Source organism: Flagellimonas meishanensis, from assembly GCF_019880545.1.
Lineage (GTDB): Bacteria > Bacteroidota > Bacteroidia > Flavobacteriales > Flavobacteriaceae > Flagellimonas > Flagellimonas meishanensis.
In genome coordinates this window covers 761,836-777,749 of sequence record NZ_JAINVW010000003.1, presented here as the reverse complement: position 1 = coordinate 777,749, position 15,914 = coordinate 761,836, and the positions used below count along the sequence as shown (strand labels likewise).

General features: G+C 44.1%; 16 protein-coding genes. 6 read left to right on the top strand and 10 right to left on the bottom strand.

All coding sequences use genetic code 11. The features are described 5' to 3' along the window. Positions 1-7 precede the first annotated feature (7 nt). The 5 genes from K7G75_RS11470 (at position 8) to K7G75_RS11450 (ending at position 4,939) form a co-directional block, all read left to right on the top strand. Positions 8-1,015, top strand: a complete 1,008-nt coding sequence (locus K7G75_RS11470; protein WP_222985019.1) for a glycosyltransferase family 2 protein — start codon at positions 8-10, stop codon at positions 1,013-1,015. Between the two features lie 2 nt (positions 1,016-1,017). Continuing rightward, on the top strand, positions 1,018-1,974 hold the full coding sequence (locus K7G75_RS11465) for a YbbR-like domain-containing protein (protein ID WP_222984384.1): 957 nt from the start codon (positions 1,018-1,020) through the stop codon (positions 1,972-1,974). Continuing rightward, the gene (gene coaE, locus K7G75_RS11460) at positions 1,971-2,567 is read left to right on the top strand and encodes a dephospho-CoA kinase (protein WP_222984383.1); all 597 of its coding nucleotides are present in this window, start codon (positions 1,971-1,973) and stop codon (positions 2,565-2,567) included. The genes K7G75_RS11465 and coaE overlap by 4 nt, the downstream gene beginning before the upstream one ends. A gap of 64 nt (positions 2,568-2,631) precedes the next feature. Further along, on the top strand, positions 2,632-4,215 hold the full coding sequence (locus K7G75_RS11455) for a sensor histidine kinase (RefSeq protein WP_222984382.1): 1,584 nt from the start codon (positions 2,632-2,634) through the stop codon (positions 4,213-4,215). Positions 4,216-4,225: 10 nt separating this feature from the next. Beyond that, positions 4,226-4,939: a response regulator transcription factor gene (locus K7G75_RS11450; RefSeq protein ID WP_222984381.1), complete on the top strand. Its 714-nt coding sequence runs from the start codon at positions 4,226-4,228 to the stop codon at positions 4,937-4,939. A gap of 76 nt (positions 4,940-5,015) precedes the next feature. Here K7G75_RS11450 and K7G75_RS11445 read toward each other — a convergent pair whose 3' ends face one another. The 9 genes from K7G75_RS11445 to K7G75_RS11405 form a co-directional block, all read right to left on the bottom strand. Continuing rightward, entirely contained in the window at positions 5,016-7,064 is a 2,049-nt protein-coding gene (locus tag K7G75_RS11445) for a M13 family metallopeptidase (RefSeq protein ID WP_222984380.1), read from the bottom strand. A gap of 141 nt (positions 7,065-7,205) precedes the next feature. Further along, entirely contained in the window at positions 7,206-7,700 is a 495-nt protein-coding gene (locus K7G75_RS11440) for a gluconokinase (protein ID WP_222984379.1), read from the bottom strand. Beyond that, positions 7,690-8,619: a tRNA (adenosine(37)-N6)-dimethylallyltransferase MiaA gene (gene miaA / locus K7G75_RS11435; RefSeq protein WP_222984378.1), complete on the bottom strand. Its 930-nt coding sequence runs from the start codon at positions 8,617-8,619 to the stop codon at positions 7,690-7,692. The genes K7G75_RS11440 and miaA overlap by 11 nt, the downstream gene beginning before the upstream one ends. Continuing rightward, positions 8,616-9,455: an ion transporter gene (locus K7G75_RS11430; protein ID WP_222984377.1), complete on the bottom strand. Its 840-nt coding sequence runs from the start codon at positions 9,453-9,455 to the stop codon at positions 8,616-8,618. Before K7G75_RS11430 ends, miaA begins: the two co-directional genes overlap by 4 nt. Continuing rightward, complete coding sequence (locus K7G75_RS11425; RefSeq protein ID WP_222984376.1) at positions 9,452-10,813, bottom strand: exonuclease domain-containing protein; 1,362 nt, start codon at positions 10,811-10,813, stop codon at positions 9,452-9,454. Before K7G75_RS11425 ends, K7G75_RS11430 begins: the two co-directional genes overlap by 4 nt. Positions 10,814-10,834: 21 nt before the next feature. Continuing rightward, positions 10,835-11,488: a YggS family pyridoxal phosphate-dependent enzyme gene (locus K7G75_RS11420; RefSeq protein ID WP_222984375.1), complete on the bottom strand. Its 654-nt coding sequence runs from the start codon at positions 11,486-11,488 to the stop codon at positions 10,835-10,837. A gap of 22 nt (positions 11,489-11,510) precedes the next feature. Then, entirely contained in the window at positions 11,511-12,746 is a 1,236-nt protein-coding gene (locus K7G75_RS11415) for a DUF1015 domain-containing protein (protein ID WP_222984374.1), read from the bottom strand. Between the two features lie 5 nt (positions 12,747-12,751). Then, positions 12,752-13,639: a 3-hydroxyacyl-CoA dehydrogenase family protein gene (locus K7G75_RS11410; RefSeq protein WP_222984373.1), complete on the bottom strand. Its 888-nt coding sequence runs from the start codon at positions 13,637-13,639 to the stop codon at positions 12,752-12,754. A 58-nt stretch (positions 13,640-13,697) separates the two neighbouring features. Next, positions 13,698-14,663: a Gfo/Idh/MocA family protein gene (locus tag K7G75_RS11405; RefSeq protein ID WP_222984372.1), complete on the bottom strand. Its 966-nt coding sequence runs from the start codon at positions 14,661-14,663 to the stop codon at positions 13,698-13,700. Positions 14,664-14,777: 114 nt separating this feature from the next. Between K7G75_RS11405 and K7G75_RS11400 the strand changes: the two genes are divergently transcribed. Then, complete coding sequence (locus tag K7G75_RS11400) at positions 14,778-15,419, top strand: protein-L-isoaspartate(D-aspartate) O-methyltransferase (protein ID WP_222984371.1); 642 nt, start codon at positions 14,778-14,780, stop codon at positions 15,417-15,419. Here K7G75_RS11400 and smpB read toward each other — a convergent pair. Beyond that, the gene (gene smpB, locus K7G75_RS11395) at positions 15,416-15,877 is read right to left on the bottom strand and encodes an SsrA-binding protein SmpB (RefSeq protein WP_222984370.1); all 462 of its coding nucleotides are present in this window, start codon (positions 15,875-15,877) and stop codon (positions 15,416-15,418) included. The genes K7G75_RS11400 and smpB overlap by 4 nt on opposite strands. Positions 15,878-15,914: the final 37 nt, after the last annotated feature.

Sequence of the window (15,914 nt, the reverse complement as noted above, 5' to 3'; positions counted from 1 at the left end):
TTTTGATATGAGCACTTTTTTCTCCATAATCGTCCCAGTGTACAACCGGCCCGAAGAAATTCGGGAACTGTTGGAAAGTCTTGTATATCAGGATTTTGAACAGGATTATGAAGTGGTGATTGTGGAGGACGGTTCCAGCGAACGAGCCGAGGACATCGTAAAAAAGTATCAGAAGAACCTTCAGATTTCCTATTACTATAAGGACAATTCGGGGCCGGGAGATTCCAGGAATTTTGGGATGAGAAAGGCCAGGGGAAATTTTTTCATCATCTTGGATTCGGACTGTATTTTACCTAAAAACTATCTGTCCGAGGTTGAAAAAGAACTCCAAACGGAGTTTGTACACTGTTTTGGAGGACCCGATGCCGCCGAGGCATCTTTTACCACAGTGCAAAAAGCCATCAATTATGTAATGACCTCTTTTTTGACCACGGGCGGTATTCGAGGCGGTAAAAAGGCGGTTGGAAAATTCCAACCCCGCAGCTTCAATATGGGGATTTCCAAAACGGCTTTTGAAAAGGTTGGCGGATTTGGGCAAATTCATCCCGGAGAGGATCCAGACCTGACGTTTCGCATTTGGAAATCCGGATTTCACTCCCGGTTGTTTCCCAAGGCCTACGTGTACCATAAACGCAGGATTGATTGGAACAAGTTTTACATCCAAGTGAACAAATTTGGCATGGTCCGACCTATTTTGAACCGATGGCACCCGGGTACAGCTCGGCCCACGTATTGGTTCCCCACCATGTTCATGTTCGGGCTTGGCCTGTCCCTTGTTTTTTGGGTCTTTGGGATGGCACTGCCCATCCTATTGTATGCCGCTTACTTTTTATTGTTGTTTTTGGATGCCTTGGTTTCAACAAAAAGCCCGGTTGTGGCCCTATTGGCGATTTTTGCCGCCCTTGTCCAGTTCACGGGATATGGCCTGGGTTTTCTAAAATCGACAATCTTGCTTACTTTTAGTAAAAAGCAGCCAGAGGTGCTGTTTCCTAAATTGTTTTTTAAGCTGAAATAATCGTGTTCAAAAACTTGCTGCGCAACCTCAATCAAAAGAAGGTGAAGGTATTTTCACTATTTCTGTTGTGCTCTTTTTTGGCTTGGTTCTTGAGCAACCTTTCGGAGCCCTATGAATCAAGATGCGATGTCAAACTAAATTATACGAATTTGCCAGATACCCTATTGCTGGGGAAAAATGCCGTCACTTCAATGGAGGCCAAATTAAGGACAAGCGGGTTTAGGTTCCTTTTCTACAATCTTTTTGCCAAACGGTTGGATATAGATGTCTCCCAGGCACGTTACGAAAATGGCAAATACCTTATTGATGATGCCTTGTTGAAAAAACAAATTGACGGACAGCTGTCCCAAAGCATATCCTTACTTGATCTGGACAGAAAGCAACTGGTTCTCGACCTATATCAAGTAGCTTCCAAGGAAATTCCCATAGCGCCGAATTTGGACCTACGACTGCAACAAAACTTTATTTTGGATGGACCATTAGGGATTGAACCTTCCCATGTCATGGCCAAGGGTCCCTTGTCCGAAATTGACACCCTTCGACAGATCATGACAGCGGTAATTGAGCTCAAAGATATCGCTGTCGATTTCAACAGGGAGGCGCCCCTAGTTTTCCCCAAAGGGCTGAACAATACCATTTTTTCTTTGGAACGTGTAAAAATTTCTGGAAAAGTGGTCCGGTTCTCGGAGGAGATTTACACCCTTTCAATCGCTGTGATAAACCAACCTGAAGGGTATAGCGTAAAAACCTTTCCCAATTCGGTTTCGGTTCTCTGCAAGGCGAAATTGGACAGGCTCAAGGAAATTTCTGAATCGGATTTTGAAGTGGTAGCGGATTACGGTAGGTTGGATGGCTCTGGAAAGGGTACGCTGTACTTGGAACTGAAGAAATCCCCAAAGAATGTGTACGACGTCCGTCTGCTTGAAAACACCGTTAATTTTGTCCTGGAGCAGCAATGATGATAGTTGGTTTGACAGGTGGAATAGGAAGCGGCAAAAGTACCGTGGCCGAAATGTTCAGGGCATTGGGAGTTCCCGTGTATGATTCTGACGCGGAGGCCAAACTGCTGATGACATCATCAGAAGAGATCAAGGAAAGGATTATTTCCCTTTTTGGCAAAAAGGCGTATGGCAAGAATGGTCTGAACCGGGCCTACATTGCATCCAAGGCCTTCAACGATAGGGATGCCCTGGAAAAACTCAACGCCATTGTGCATCCGGCGGTAAGGAAGCATTTCATCCAGTGGAAGGAGAAGCAGAAGACCCCCTATGTGGTTCAAGAGTCAGCCCTGATTTTTGAAAACGAAATGCAGCACCTATATGATTTAGTACTGATGGTGACCGCGCCAGAAGAAACCCGATTGGAGAGGGTTGTGAAACGGGATGGTACCTCGAAGGAAAAAGTACTGGAAAGAATCAAAAACCAAATGGATGAGCATAGGAAAATTGAACTTGCCGACTTTCTCATCCAAAATATTGATCTTGAAAGTACCGAAAAGAAGGTCAAAACACTGCATACCAACCTATTAAAACTGGCCAAGGACCAATTTTAACATATTTGTTAAGGTTAGGTTAAACGATAAAAGGCCTAAATGTTAAATTTCTAATTTTGTTGCAATGAACAAGAAGCTGTTTGCTCTTCTCGTCATATTGATGAGTTTGTCCTTGATAGGGATAATTTTTGTTCAGGTATATTGGATCAGAACATCCATTGACGACAAAGAGGAGCAATTCTCAAGAACGGTTACCGATATACTGGACAAAGTGGCCAGTAGGGTGGAGAAGAGGGAGATGAAGGAATATTCAGATCGTTTGGCTTCGCTGGTAGACAGCATAGGACAACCAAAAACCACACAGTTCAGGAATTTTTTATTTGTTGACCGTGATTTGAATTCGGATGAAATTCTCTTTTATTCCCATGGAATCTTGGAGGAAGATTACAATATAACATCCACGTTCTTTGATAATATTGAAAGTGAAGATGATACGACCACCATTAAGAACTTCACCAGCAAGCGAACAAAGGCCGTATATAAGGAAGAATATGGGCTGGATGGCAAAAGCTATAGCCTGACACCGATTCAAAAAGCTGAAAAAATTGGTGGATTGTCCAAAATTGATAAAGCGGCTTGGGAAGATGTATTCATGGAATATGCAAAAACGCGGCCAATCTATAAGAGGGTATCCAAGCAAGAATTGGAACTGCTATTGAGCCAGGAGCTCAAAAACAGAGGTATCGACATCGATTATGAATATGGGGTTTACAGTCAGGGATATCCGACAAAAGTCCGGTCAAGGAAGTTCAGGTTTTCTGAATCCAAAATGTACAAGGCGCCCATTTTCAAGGATAGTGAGGGGAACACCAATTTTTCGTTGTTGCTCACCTTTCCAAGAATGAAGAAGTTCCTGTTCAGGTCCATCATGGGTATGGCCTTACTTTCATTGATTTTCACCTTGGTGATAATGATTGCCTATTCGAGTGCCATCTACCAGTTGATCAAACAAAAGCAGATATCGGAGATAAAGTCCGATTTCATCAACAATATGACGCATGAGTTCAAGACACCGATAGCCACGATCAATTTGGCTGTTGAGGCGCTGAGAAATCCGATGGTATCGGAAGACAAGGAAAAAGTACTGCGGTACTTGGGGATGATAAAGGATGAGAACAAGCGCATGCACGCTCAGGTGGAGAACGTACTTCGGATTTCCAAATTGGAAAAGAACCAATTGGACATCAGTAAAGATAGGGTGGACCTTCATGAACTGATACGTGATGCCATTGCCCATATTGAGCTGATCGTGGCGGACCGGGGAGGCTATGTAAAAGCCCATTTGGACGCCGAAAGAGCAGAGATTTTGGCCAATGATACGCACATGACCAATGTAATCGTGAACATTTTGGACAATGCGGTCAAATACTCTCCTGAATCACCAAAAATTGAGGTGTTCACGGAAATGGCAAAAAACAGTATCATCGTCAAAATTCAAGATCAAGGAGCTGGAATGAGCAAAGCGGTTTTAAAACGTGTATTTGAAAAGTTCTACCGCGAGCACACCGGCGATATACATAACGTAAAGGGCCACGGTTTGGGACTGGCCTACGTAAAACGAATTATAGAAGACCATCAGGGTGAGGTCTATGCAGAAAGCGAAAAAGGAAAAGGAAGTACTTTCTTCATAAAGCTCCCTTTAATTTAGAAACAAAATTATGGAAACAGAGAAAAAGAAGATATTACTGGTAGAGGATGACCCAAATTTCGGGATTGTCCTAAAGGATTACCTATCCATGAACGACTTTGAGGTCGTTTTGGCCAAAAATGGAATGGAGGGCTTTGAAAAATTTAAAAAGGACAATTACGACGTCTGTATTTTGGATGTAATGATGCCCTACAAGGATGGGTTTACCCTGGCCAGGGAAATACGGGATAAGAACGAGAATGTGCCCATTATCTTCTTAACGGCAAAGACCATGAAGGAAGATGTGCTCAAGGGATACAAGGCCGGTGCAGATGATTATTTGAACAAACCCTTTGATTCGGAAGTACTCTTGATGAAACTTAGGGCCATCCTACAGCGAAAGGCCTCCAATTCGTTGGCGGACAGCAAGCAATTCGAATTTGAGATAGGCAACTTCCATCTCAATTCCAAACTGCGTTTCCTTACCTATAAAGACGAAGAGCCCATCAAACTTTCTCCAAAGGAAAATGAGCTCCTTCGCCTATTGGCCCTGCATGAAAACGATTTGATGCCCAGGGAACTGGCATTGACCAAAATTTGGAGGGACGATAACTACTTCACTTCCAGAAGCATGGACGTTTATATCGCCAAATTGAGAAAGTATCTTAAACGCGATGACTTGGTCGAAATCTTGAACATTCATGGAGAAGGTTTCAGATTGGTGGTCAAGGCGGAAAATCAATAGAGAATTTTTTATCTTAAAACAAAAAACCACCCAAAATGGGTGGTTTTTTGTTTTCTATGCTTTGGGATGGGCGTGGTTACCAGATATGGACCCTATCCTCCGGAGCCAAGTACATTCCATCACCTTCTTTGATATCGAATGCATCATAAAATGCTTGCACGTTCAATAAGGGCTGAATGGCCCTGACTTGACCGGGTGAATGGGGGTCGGTCTTAATTTGTGTTCGTAAAGCTTCATCCCTTATTTTGGTCCTCCAAACCGTGGCCCACGACATAAAGAAACGCTGTTCCGGTGTAAAACCATCGATATTCTCAGGCCGCCCATTTTCGGCAAAATGTTTTTGTAATCCATCATAGGCTCCCAGTACTCCTCCAAGATCACCAATATTCTCACCTAAAGTAAACTTGCCATTTACAAACACTTCCGGAAGCACCTCAATCTTATCGTATTGCGCTGCCAATGAGTCACCTCGTTGGGTAAAAGCAGCCAAATCAGCTTCGGTCCACCAGTTTTTTAGGTTTCCATTGGAATCGAAGCGTGAACCGCTATCATCAAAGGCATGGGAGATTTCGTGCCCGATCACCGCTCCAATACCACCGTAGTTTACCGCCTCATCTGCAGTATAGTTGTAAAATGGAGGCTGAAGGATGGCTGCCGGGAAAACAATCTCATTGTTCAAAGGATTAAAATATGCATTTACAGTCTGTGGAGACATGCCCCACTTGCTTTTGTCCACCGGTTCGCCAATATCTGCCAAGTTATCAGCCAGTTGCCATTTAGCAACGGCAACCATATTGTCGAAGTAAGATTGGTCTGCAGAGACTTTCATGGAAGAATAATCCTCCCATTTATCAGGATAGGCAATTTTCACGGTGAACTTGTCCAGTTTTTCAATTGCTTTGGTCTTTGTGGAGTCTCCCATCCAATCCAATTTCTTGATACGCTCCTTATAGGCCTCGATGATGTTTGCAATCATTTTTTCCGCTTTTTCCTTGGCTTCAGGAGGAAACTTGGCATCCACATACAATTGCCCCAGTGCTTCACCTACAGACCCATTTACTGTTGCCAAAGCCCGTTCGTCCGCTGGACGCTGCTTTTCGGCACCTCTGAGATACTTGCTGTAGAACTCCCAATTGGCCGTCTCAATTTCCGTGGTAAGCCGATTGGCAGCATTGTTGAAGGTGTCCCACCGCACCAAGGTTTTAATGTCTTCAATAGGTGTGTTCTTCAAGAAGTCGTCCAATACCTTGGTATAATCCAGTTGGGTCACAAAAATGGTGTCAAATGCTTTGGTTGCTCCAATATCAGTGAGCATTTTTGGCAGGTCAATGCTGCTCAACATCGCATCAACTTCGGCAATGCTCCTTGGATTGTTAAGATTGCGGGCATCGCGCCGTTCCACTTTGTTCAATCTTGGTTTTGCCAATTGGGTTTCGAGTTCAAGAATTTTATTCGAAGCGGCAATGGCATCTTTTTCACTATCGCCCAAAATTTGCAACATCCGAACGATGTGTTTTTTATATTCCTCACGGATTTCTTTGGACTTATCGTCATCATCCAAATAGTAATCCCGTTCTGGAAGTCCCAATCCATTAGGGTTCAGATACACGGCGTTCATGGCACTGTTGTTTAAATCGGCAAATACCGAAATACCTGCAAGGGGAGAGGATACCGAAGGGTTGGTGGCGAGCACCGTTTGGAGGTCGCCTAGGTTCTGAATTCCGGAAATAGCGTCCAAGGCGGGGCGTAGTGGGTCAATTCCAGCTTCATTGCGTGCGACGGTGTCCATCTTTGTGTCAAAAATGGCAATTGCTTTGGCTTGATCCGTGGTGGCATCGTACTTGTTGCTTGTTTTTGCTTCTGAAATAATTTGAAGGACATCGGCATCTGTGGATTTTCGAAGTACAGAGAATCCTCCCCATCGGGTGCGGTCCTCCGGAATTTCAGTATTCTTCATCCAGTTCCCGTTCACATAATTGTAGAAATCTTCTTTTGGACTAACAGTGGTGTCCATGTTTTCCAATACAATACCAGGTATTTTCTCCACCTCGGCAGTTTCTTTTGGCTGTTCTTTACAATTCCAAAGCAGTATTGTAGCAACTGCCAAAAACCAAATTCTTTTCATTTCAATAAAATTTACATTAGTTGTGAGTTAGACTGTTAGGGACATGGTATGTTACGCACTTGTTCCAAAAAATTTTAACAATATAGTGGATAAACCCTACTTTTTGTGTTAAGTTTTTACAAATCCTCCGGAATACATTCTTTATTGAATTTTCATCAAAATTTCGGACACTATCTTTTCTACGGTCTGATCTACCGAAACGGAAATGGCATTTTCGGGAATCTCTAAAGTATCGAATTGGGATTGTAATAGTTCCAAGGGCATAAAATGGCCTTTCCGCTGCTCCATTCTTCTTTTGATGAGGTCGAAAGAGCCATCAAGAAAAATGAACCGCATCAGAATTCCCATTTGGTTCCTTAAAATGACGCGATAGGACTCCTTTAAGGCAGAGCAAGCTATGACGGCACCAGATAATTTGTGGTCCATGGCCAGTTGATTCAGGGCTCTAAGCCATCCTTCCCTATCTTGATCATTCAAAGGAATCCCAACACTCATTTTCTCAATATTGGACTCGGGGTGAAAATCGTCCCCGTCAAAAAAAGGTAAATCCAGTTTTTCTGCCAATAATTTGCCCACAGTGGTTTTCCCGGTACCACTTACTCCCATCACTACAAAAACGAATTTTTTAGTCTGCATTCCTGATACTTTTTGTTCGTTCCAAAATCATTTTCAGCATGTCCTCCTTTGCCAAATCATGTTCTAACCACAAAACTTCTGGATTTTTCCTTAACCAGGTAAGCTGCCGTTTTGCGAAGCGCCGGGTGTTCTTTTTTATTTCAGAAATGGCGAACTCCAAGGAACAGCGCCCTTCAAAAAACTCAAAGAGCTCCTTGTAGCCAACCGTTTGCAGTGCATTTCGATTTTTATGCTCATGTAGTTTCTTGGCTTCGTCCATGAGACCTGCCTCAATCATTTGGTCAACACGTTGGTTGATGCGTTCATAAATAACCTCCCTGGGTGCAAATAGCCCCACATATAAATGTTTGAAAGGTCTATTTTTCTTTTCCCGATCCAAAAATGAGGAGTAGGGTCTGCTGGCAGTCAAGGACACCTCCAAGGCCCTGATTACCCGATGCGGATTGTCCAGGTCCACCTTGGCATGATACTCTTGGTCAATTTTTTTCAACTCCTCTTGCAGACTTTCCAATCCCTTTTCCTGCAATTGCCGGACCAGCTTTTTGCGCAAAGCCGGATTCACCTCTGGGAAGTCATCCAACCCTTTTATGACGGCATCAACATAAAGCCCACTGCCACCGACCATGATTACGGTGTTCTTGGTGAGGAACAATGTTTCAAGTTTGGTCAGCGCATCCTTTTCAAAATCACCTACGGAATAGGTGTCCAAGATACTTTTATGTTGAATAAAATGATGGGGGACTTGCTTCAATTCCTCTTGGGTCGGGACTGCGGTACCAATATGCATTTCCTTGAAAAACTGGCGGGAATCTGCGGAAATAACCGCTGTATCAAAATGTTGGGCCAAAAAAACTCCCAAGGAAGTCTTTCCAATGGCAGTAGGCCCCACAATCGCAATCAATACTTTATTGGAACTCATAAGGGCTCACCACAGTTGTAACAATGGGCGGCATCGTCCCTATGTCCCTCAGCCAGGCAGTTTACGCAGGATTGCGTGTTCAGGTTCATATGGGGCGCTTGATTCTTGATTGTGTTTTGCTTTGAGAACTCGACAGTGACTATGCCCGTGGGCACAGCAATAATTCCATAACCCAAAACCATGATAATTGTAGCAAAAAACTGGCCCAGGGCGGTCTGCGGGGCAATATCCCCGTACCCCACAGTGGTCAGCGTTACGATGGTCCAATAAATGCTTCTGGGAATACTGGTGAAACCGGCCTCATCACTTTCAATAATGTACATGAGGGTACCCAGGATGACGGATAGTATCATGACCACATAGATGAATACGGCGATCTTCGTCCTGCTTGCCCTCAGTGCGGACCTCAATTGGGACGCCTCTCCCATAAATTTGACCAATTTTAAGATTCTGAATATCCGCAATAACCGGAAGGCCCGGACCGCCAAGAGCACTTGGGAGCCGGCCATGATATAGGAAAGGTATAACGGGATCGTTGAAACAAAATCGATGATGCCGTAAAAGCTAAAAATATATTTCCAAGGCTTTTTTATACTTATGACACGGGCTATATATTCAAAAGTGAAGAATATGGTGATCACCCATTCCAAGGCTAGCAGTATTCCATGATAGTCATGATCCACATCCTTCACACTTTCCAGCATCACCAACACAACGCTCATGATAATCAAGATGAAAAGCAGAATATCGAACATTTTACCCGCAGGGGTGTCAGCTTCATAAATTATTTCATGAAGCTTGCTTTTCCATCCCGAATGTATTTTATGCTCTTTCAAAGTGAAGGGCTTAGGTCTAAAACTTTGAGTCCATGGCTTTTTCGCAAATAGGATTCAATGATAAATGTAGTGTTTTCGTCACCGCACATGGGGGTGATCAATGATTCTAATATATGAATATTATTGATTTGATGGTTGAGTTCCACGTATCCAAAACCTTGGAGCCTGCCATTTTTGATGAGCACCAAGCCCTGTTCACCGTGCTCACGACCCTTATCCAGCAAGGCCAAACTCCTATTTTCTATACCATATTTATGGAGTATGGAGAGCATTTTCTGATTATAATTTTCTACATCCTTAATATCTGAGCAGCCGGACAAACAACCATTTTCATTATGGGAGCAGGATTTTTTGAGCCCCATTGAAGCGGGGCAAATATCGAACTCCTCACTCGCCCTTTTGAGAAAGTTAATCGCTGAGCTAACCCCATTGAAGCGTATTTTCTGCTCCTGTTGCATTTGGCCTTTCACAATCTTAACGGTGATGTGAGGTTCACCATTCAATGAAAAATTGACCGTATGCGAAAAGAGCTTTTTGTGTGAAATGGAGTTGTACTTTGGCCTGGTACTCACCAGTTCCACATATTCCTTCAGAATGGCCATAAGTTCACTTCCTGTGCGTTCGTAGCTTACCTTTTTAGTATATTTTTGAAGCTTCCGTGCCAAGGTCCCCGCATTGGTAAAATGTTGGTTCACCCTTTTTTTGATGTTTTTGGTCTTCCCCAGGAAAATAATTTCCCCATCCTTGTCGTGCATATAGTAAACACCGGTTTCAGATGGCAACTCGGATACCATATCCAGCTGGTTGGGGGAGAGCTCACCATGTTCGGCCTCCCGGATCACCTCCTTCATGATTTGTTTGTCTGAGTCCTTGCCCAATAGCAGTTTAAAGAGCTTAAGGGTGGCAATGGCATCACCGTTGGCCCGGTGCCTGTCACTCATTGGGATACCCAACGAACGCACAAGTTTTCCCAAGCTGTGCGATTCGGCATCGGGAAGCAGTTTTTTGGAGAGATCCACGGTGCACAGAGTTTTTCGCTGAAAGTCATAGCCCAACCGCCGGAATTCGGTACGGAGTATACGATAATCAAACTGGGCATTATGGGCCACAAGTACGGTCCCCTCAGTAATTTCCACAATCCGTTTGGCCACTTCATGAAACTTGGGTGCCGAACGCAGCATGTGGTTGTTGATGCCGGTAAGTTTTGTCACAAAGGGCTGTATTTCACGTTCCGGGTTCACCAAACTCATGAATTTATCCACAACCTTGTGGCCATCAAACCTATGTATAGCGATTTCCATGATGCCTTCCTCGTTGTATTTTCCCCCGGTGCTTTCAATATCGAGAATAGCGTACATGAAAAATTTTGAAGTTTTTTGTTAGTTGCGCGCCCCAAAGATACTACTTCCTATGCGGATCATGGTGCTGCCCTGTTCCATGGCGATTTGATAGTCACCGCTCATACCCATGGAGAGGATGTGTATGTAGGGCAATCTTTCCTTTAGATTTTCAAAAATTGACCTGAGATTGGCAAACTCCTTTCTTATTTGTTGCTGGTTTTCGGTGAACGTGGCCATACCCATTAGCCCAACAATTTTAACATGTTCCATCATCTTGAATTCGTTGGATTCAAGTAACGCCTCCAGTTCAGGAACATCCAAGCCAAATTTTGTTTCCTCCTCAGCAATATGCATCTGTAGGAGACAAGGGATGGTTCTGTCATGCTTTTTGCCCTGTTTTTCAATTTCTTCGAGGAGCTTTAAGCTGTCAACACCATGGATAAGGGACACAAATCCGGCCATATATCTAACCTTGTTGCGCTGCAGGTGTCCAATCATGTGCCATTCGATATCCTTTGGCAGTTCTTCCCATTTCTGTACCATTTCCTGCACTTTGTTCTCCCCAAAAATCCGATGTCCAGCCTCATAGGCTTCCATGATGGCCTCGCCGGGCTTGGTTTTCGAAACTGCCACTAGGGTCACGTGGTCGGGCAGTTCATTTTTGAGCTTGGCTATGTTGTCCTTTATCGACATGGTCATACAGAATTAGCGGTCATTACAGTTCATAAATGGCGAGCCCACTTCGTAATTTGGGTTCAATATAGGTGCTTTTTGGCGGCATTACCAAGCCAGCATTGGCTATGGACTTGATTTCTTCTGTGGTTATGGGAACCAGGCTGAACCCAACAGCAAAGGTTCCATTGTCCACGGCATCCTTCATTTTTATGAGATTGTGTTTGCCGTAGCCGTACGAAATACGCTTGTCATTTCTAAGGTCATGAATTCCTAAAATGGGTTCCAAGATGGTCTTATAGAGGATTTGGGTGTCCAGTCTGCTCAGGGCATCGGTGAACTGGTATTTGGTCTTTCTTAAATAAAGGGAATAGAACTCTCCTTCCAGATACATGCTGAAGTGATGCTTTTTTGTGGGCCTGTACAATCCGTCCTCCCTTTTCTCAATTCGAAAATATGCATCCAATTTGATAAGGAATTCTTCCTTGGAGAATCCGTTCAAATCCTGCACCATTCTGTTAAACTCATATATCCTTATTTGGGATTCTGGGATGAGGTAAGCCATGAAATAGTTGTACGGTTCCTTTCCAGAATGGGAACGATCACCGGCTTCCATTTTCTCTGCCAGAAGTTTGGATGAGGCACTGCGATGATGACCGTCCGCTATGTACAGGGCATCCATGCTTTCAAAAATGGTCTCTAGTTGGTGAATGGTCCGAGTATCCGCAATTTTCCAGAGCTTGTGGTTCACCTTATCCGTGGTGGTGAAATCATACTCGGGCTTTTGCTGCGTCTCCTTTTGGAAAAGGGCATCAACCGAGTCGTTGTCCACATAGGTCATCAGCACCGGCTCTGCATTGAACCCTACGGTGTGCAAATAATCTGCGAACAGTTGTTCCCTTCGCTGGATGGTGTCCTCATGCTTTTTGATGACATCCCTGCGATAATCTTCCACACTACAGGCACAAAAGAAGCCCAAACTCTTAAAATCATTTTTTTCGATTTGATAGAGATACATACTGGGTTCTTGGTCCTTTACAAAAACATGGTCCTCCAAAAATTCCAAATATCGATTCCTTACCAAGCCAAACCGTTCTTTTCCAATGATGGTTTTATGAAACTTGAAACCAGGATTGATTATGTGCAGGAAGGAGAAAGGATTGTACCTTAAAATGGATTTCAGTTCGTTCTTGGAGTACTCCTCATACGATTTGGAGGCCACGAATGAGACTTTGTCCTTTGCCGGACGGATGGCCTTAAAAGGTTTTATATGGGCCATACTGATTACCTAAACTGTGTGGATACATGTTCGGCTTTTCGGGACTCGGAATAGTCATAAAAACCTTCTCCCGATTTCACTCCCAATTTTCCGGCCATTACCATGTTCACCAGGAGCGGACACGGTGCATATTTTGGATTCTTAAATCCATCATACATCACATTGAGAATGGAAAGGCATACATCCAGTCCTATAAAATCGGCCAATTGGAGCGGCCCCATTGGATGTGCCATGCCCAGTTTCATTACCGTGTCAATTTCAGCCACACCGGCCACACCGTTGTACAAGGTCTCAACAGCCTCGTTGATCATTGGCATAAGGATGCGATTGGCCACAAAACCAGGATAATCGTTCACTTCGGTAGGTGTCTTGCCCAATTTTTTGGACAGGTCCATAATGGTCCGTGTTACTTCATCCGAGGTGCTGTATCCCCGAATGATCTCCACTAATTTCATAATGGGAACGGGATTCATGAAGTGCATTCCAATCACTTTTTCAGGTCTTTTGGTCACCGAAGCGATGTGTGTAATGGAAATGGACGAGGTGTTGGTGGCAAGGATGGTATTTTCCCCGCAAAGATCATCAAGCTCCTTGAAGATTTTGAGTTTAAGGTCCAGATTCTCCGTGGCTGCCTCTACCACCAAGTCGACACCGGTGACCCCATTCTTGAGATTGGTAAAGGTTGAAATGTTGTCCAGGGTTTCTTTCTTATCCGCCTCGCTGATAGTTTCCTTGGCCAGCATGCGGTCCAAGTTTTTGGTAATGGTCGCCAGACCTTTATCCAACGAAGCCTGGGCAATATCAATAAGGTGTACTTGGAATCCGGTTTGGGCAAAAACGTGAGCTATCCCATTCCCCATAGTACCGGCACCGATTACTGCGATTTTTTTCATTCTATTGTTGCTATAGTTTAAAAGTTGATTGTCCTGGATTACGCTTTGGCAGGCCTAACTAATTTTCAAATGATTCGATGATCTGTAGTGCCACACGCAAAGCTTGGGTTCCCTGCTCCAAGCTTACCACGGGCGTTGTATCATTTTGGATGGCATCGGCAAAGGTTTCCAGCTCATCCAGAATGGCATTGTTCACTTCAATTTCGGGGTTTTCAAAATAGATTTGCTTTTTGATTCCTTCGGCGTTTTGAAGGATCATATCAAAGTCTCCCGGTTTTTCAGGAGCGTCCTTCATTTTTACCACCTCCACCTTTTTTTCCAAAAAATCCACCGAGATGTAGGCATCTTTTTGAAAAAAACGGGATTTGCGCATATTCTTGAGCGAAATACGACTGGAGGTAAGATTGGCAACACAGCCATTCTCAAATTCGATGCGCGCATTGGTAATGTCTGGCGAATTGCTGATTACGGACACGCCACTTGCGTTGATCTGTTTCACCTTTGATGGAACAACGCTAAGGATCACATCAATGTCATGGATCATAAGATCAAGTACTACGGGCACATCGGTGCCCCTCGGATTGAACTCGGCCAACCTGTGGGTCTCAATGAACATGGGGTTGACAATTTTGTCCCGCACGGCCAAAAATGCCGGATTGAACCGCTCCACATGTCCCACTTGTCCTTTTACCCTATATTTTTTAGTAAGTTCCAGTAATTCTTGGGCTTCATCCACCGTGTTCGTGATGGGCTTTTCAATAAAAATATGTCTGCTCTTTTCAATGGCTTTTTTGGCGCAATCAAAATGAGAAAGGGTAGGAGTGACTATATCCACCACGTCAACTGCATCGATCAGGCTATTTATGTTTTCAAAATAAGTGTAACCAAATTCGGCCGCAACTTTTTTGGCATTTATTTCATCCGGGTCGTGAAAGCCGACAAGCTCGTATTTTTCCGATTGGTTTAGGAGTCTGAGGTGTATTTTTCCCAAATGTCCCGCACCCAGGACACCAACTTTAAGCATATTGTGTCTTTTTTTCAAAAATAAGGATATGGTGGCACTCTGCCACAAAAATAAGAGGTAACCTAAAACAAAGTTGCACGGAACTTTTTAAATTCGTGAACCAGACCAAACACCATGAAGGATACATTGAAGCATCGGGGCATGCGCAATAAGTTGGCCAAGCTACTGGCAAAAAAGGGCATTACGGACGAAAAGGTGCTAGATGCCATAAGAACGGTACCGCGGCATTTGTTTTTGGACAGCAGCTTTGAAGACCATGCCTATCAGGACAAGGCATTTCCCATTGAGGCGGACCAGACCATATCCCAACCCTACACGGTAGCCTTCCAAACCGAACTCCTTCAGGTAAAGCCCAACGACGCCATTCTGGAAATAGGTACGGGCAGCGGCTACCAAACGGCCATTTTGTTGCACATGGGGGCCAAGGTATTTACCATTGAGCGCCAGCAAGAGCTTTTTAAAAAAACCAACCTGTTCTTCAAGAAAATGAACTACAGGCCCAAGAAGTTTGTTTTTGGGGACGGCTATAAGGGCATGCCCGACAATGCACCTTTTGATGGTATAATCGTCACGGCAGGCGCACCAGAAGTGCCCAAAGCGCTGATGTCACAGTTAAAAGTAGGGGGTAGGTTGGTAATTCCTGTTGGCGTGGATGAGCAGATCATGACCGTATATCGACGCAAGTCGGAAAAGGAATTTGAAAAACAGGAATTGGGACTTTTCCGTTTTGTCCCACTTTTGGAAGACAAGAACTAGTTGTTAAAATCTTTTTTGATGCGTGAAAGATTACGCTTGCTGTCCCGCTCTTTGATAGTTTCCCGTTTGTCGTAAAGCTTTTTGCCCTTGGCAAGGCCTATATTCATTTTGGCCAAGCCCCGATCATTGATGAACAGATTCAAGGGAATAATGGTGAGGCCACTGGCAACCACTTCCTTTCGAAGTTTTTTGAGTTCCCCCTTGTTGAGCAGCAGCTTGCGCTCTGCTTTTGGCCTGTGGTTGTAGTATCCACCGTGACTGTATTCGTCAATTTGCATGTTGATGACGAACAATTCGCCCTTATCATTGAATTCGCAGAAACTTTGGGATAGTGAAGCCTTCCCCAACCGTAGGGATTTTATTTCCGTGCCTCCCAAAACGATGCCCGCAGTATAAGTGTCCAGAATTTCATAGTCGAAACGGGCCCTTTTGTTCTTTATGTTGATTTTTTTCTGCATTACGGGGGCAAAAATAGAAACTCTTGTGCAAGAAAGT

Coding starts and splice junctions, on each gene's coding strand:
- K7G75_RS11425 (WP_222984376.1), bottom strand. CDS start 10,813: ATGTACGCTATTCTCGATATTGAAAGCACCGGGGGAAAATACAACGAG.
- K7G75_RS11450 (WP_222984381.1), top strand. CDS start 4,226: ATGGAAACAGAGAAAAAGAAGATATTACTGGTAGAGGATGACCCAAAT.
- K7G75_RS11445 (WP_222984380.1), bottom strand. CDS start 7,064: ATGAAAAGAATTTGGTTTTTGGCAGTTGCTACAATACTGCTTTGGAAT.
- K7G75_RS11440 (WP_222984379.1), bottom strand. CDS start 7,700: ATGCAGACTAAAAAATTCGTTTTTGTAGTGATGGGAGTAAGTGGTACC.
- coaE (WP_222984383.1), top strand. CDS start 1,971: ATGATGATAGTTGGTTTGACAGGTGGAATAGGAAGCGGCAAAAGTACC.
- K7G75_RS11405 (WP_222984372.1), bottom strand. CDS start 14,663: ATGCTTAAAGTTGGTGTCCTGGGTGCGGGACATTTGGGAAAAATACAC.
- K7G75_RS11470 (WP_222985019.1), top strand. CDS start 8: ATGAGCACTTTTTTCTCCATAATCGTCCCAGTGTACAACCGGCCCGAA.
- miaA (WP_222984378.1), bottom strand. CDS start 8,619: ATGAGTTCCAATAAAGTATTGATTGCGATTGTGGGGCCTACTGCCATT.
- K7G75_RS11455 (WP_222984382.1), top strand. CDS start 2,632: ATGAACAAGAAGCTGTTTGCTCTTCTCGTCATATTGATGAGTTTGTCC.
- K7G75_RS11415 (WP_222984374.1), bottom strand. CDS start 12,746: ATGGCCCATATAAAACCTTTTAAGGCCATCCGTCCGGCAAAGGACAAA.
- smpB (WP_222984370.1), bottom strand. CDS start 15,877: ATGCAGAAAAAAATCAACATAAAGAACAAAAGGGCCCGTTTCGACTAT.
- K7G75_RS11420 (WP_222984375.1), bottom strand. CDS start 11,488: ATGTCGATAAAGGACAACATAGCCAAGCTCAAAAATGAACTGCCCGAC.
- K7G75_RS11410 (WP_222984373.1), bottom strand. CDS start 13,639: ATGAAAAAAATCGCAGTAATCGGTGCCGGTACTATGGGGAATGGGATA.
- K7G75_RS11400 (WP_222984371.1), top strand. CDS start 14,778: ATGAAGGATACATTGAAGCATCGGGGCATGCGCAATAAGTTGGCCAAG.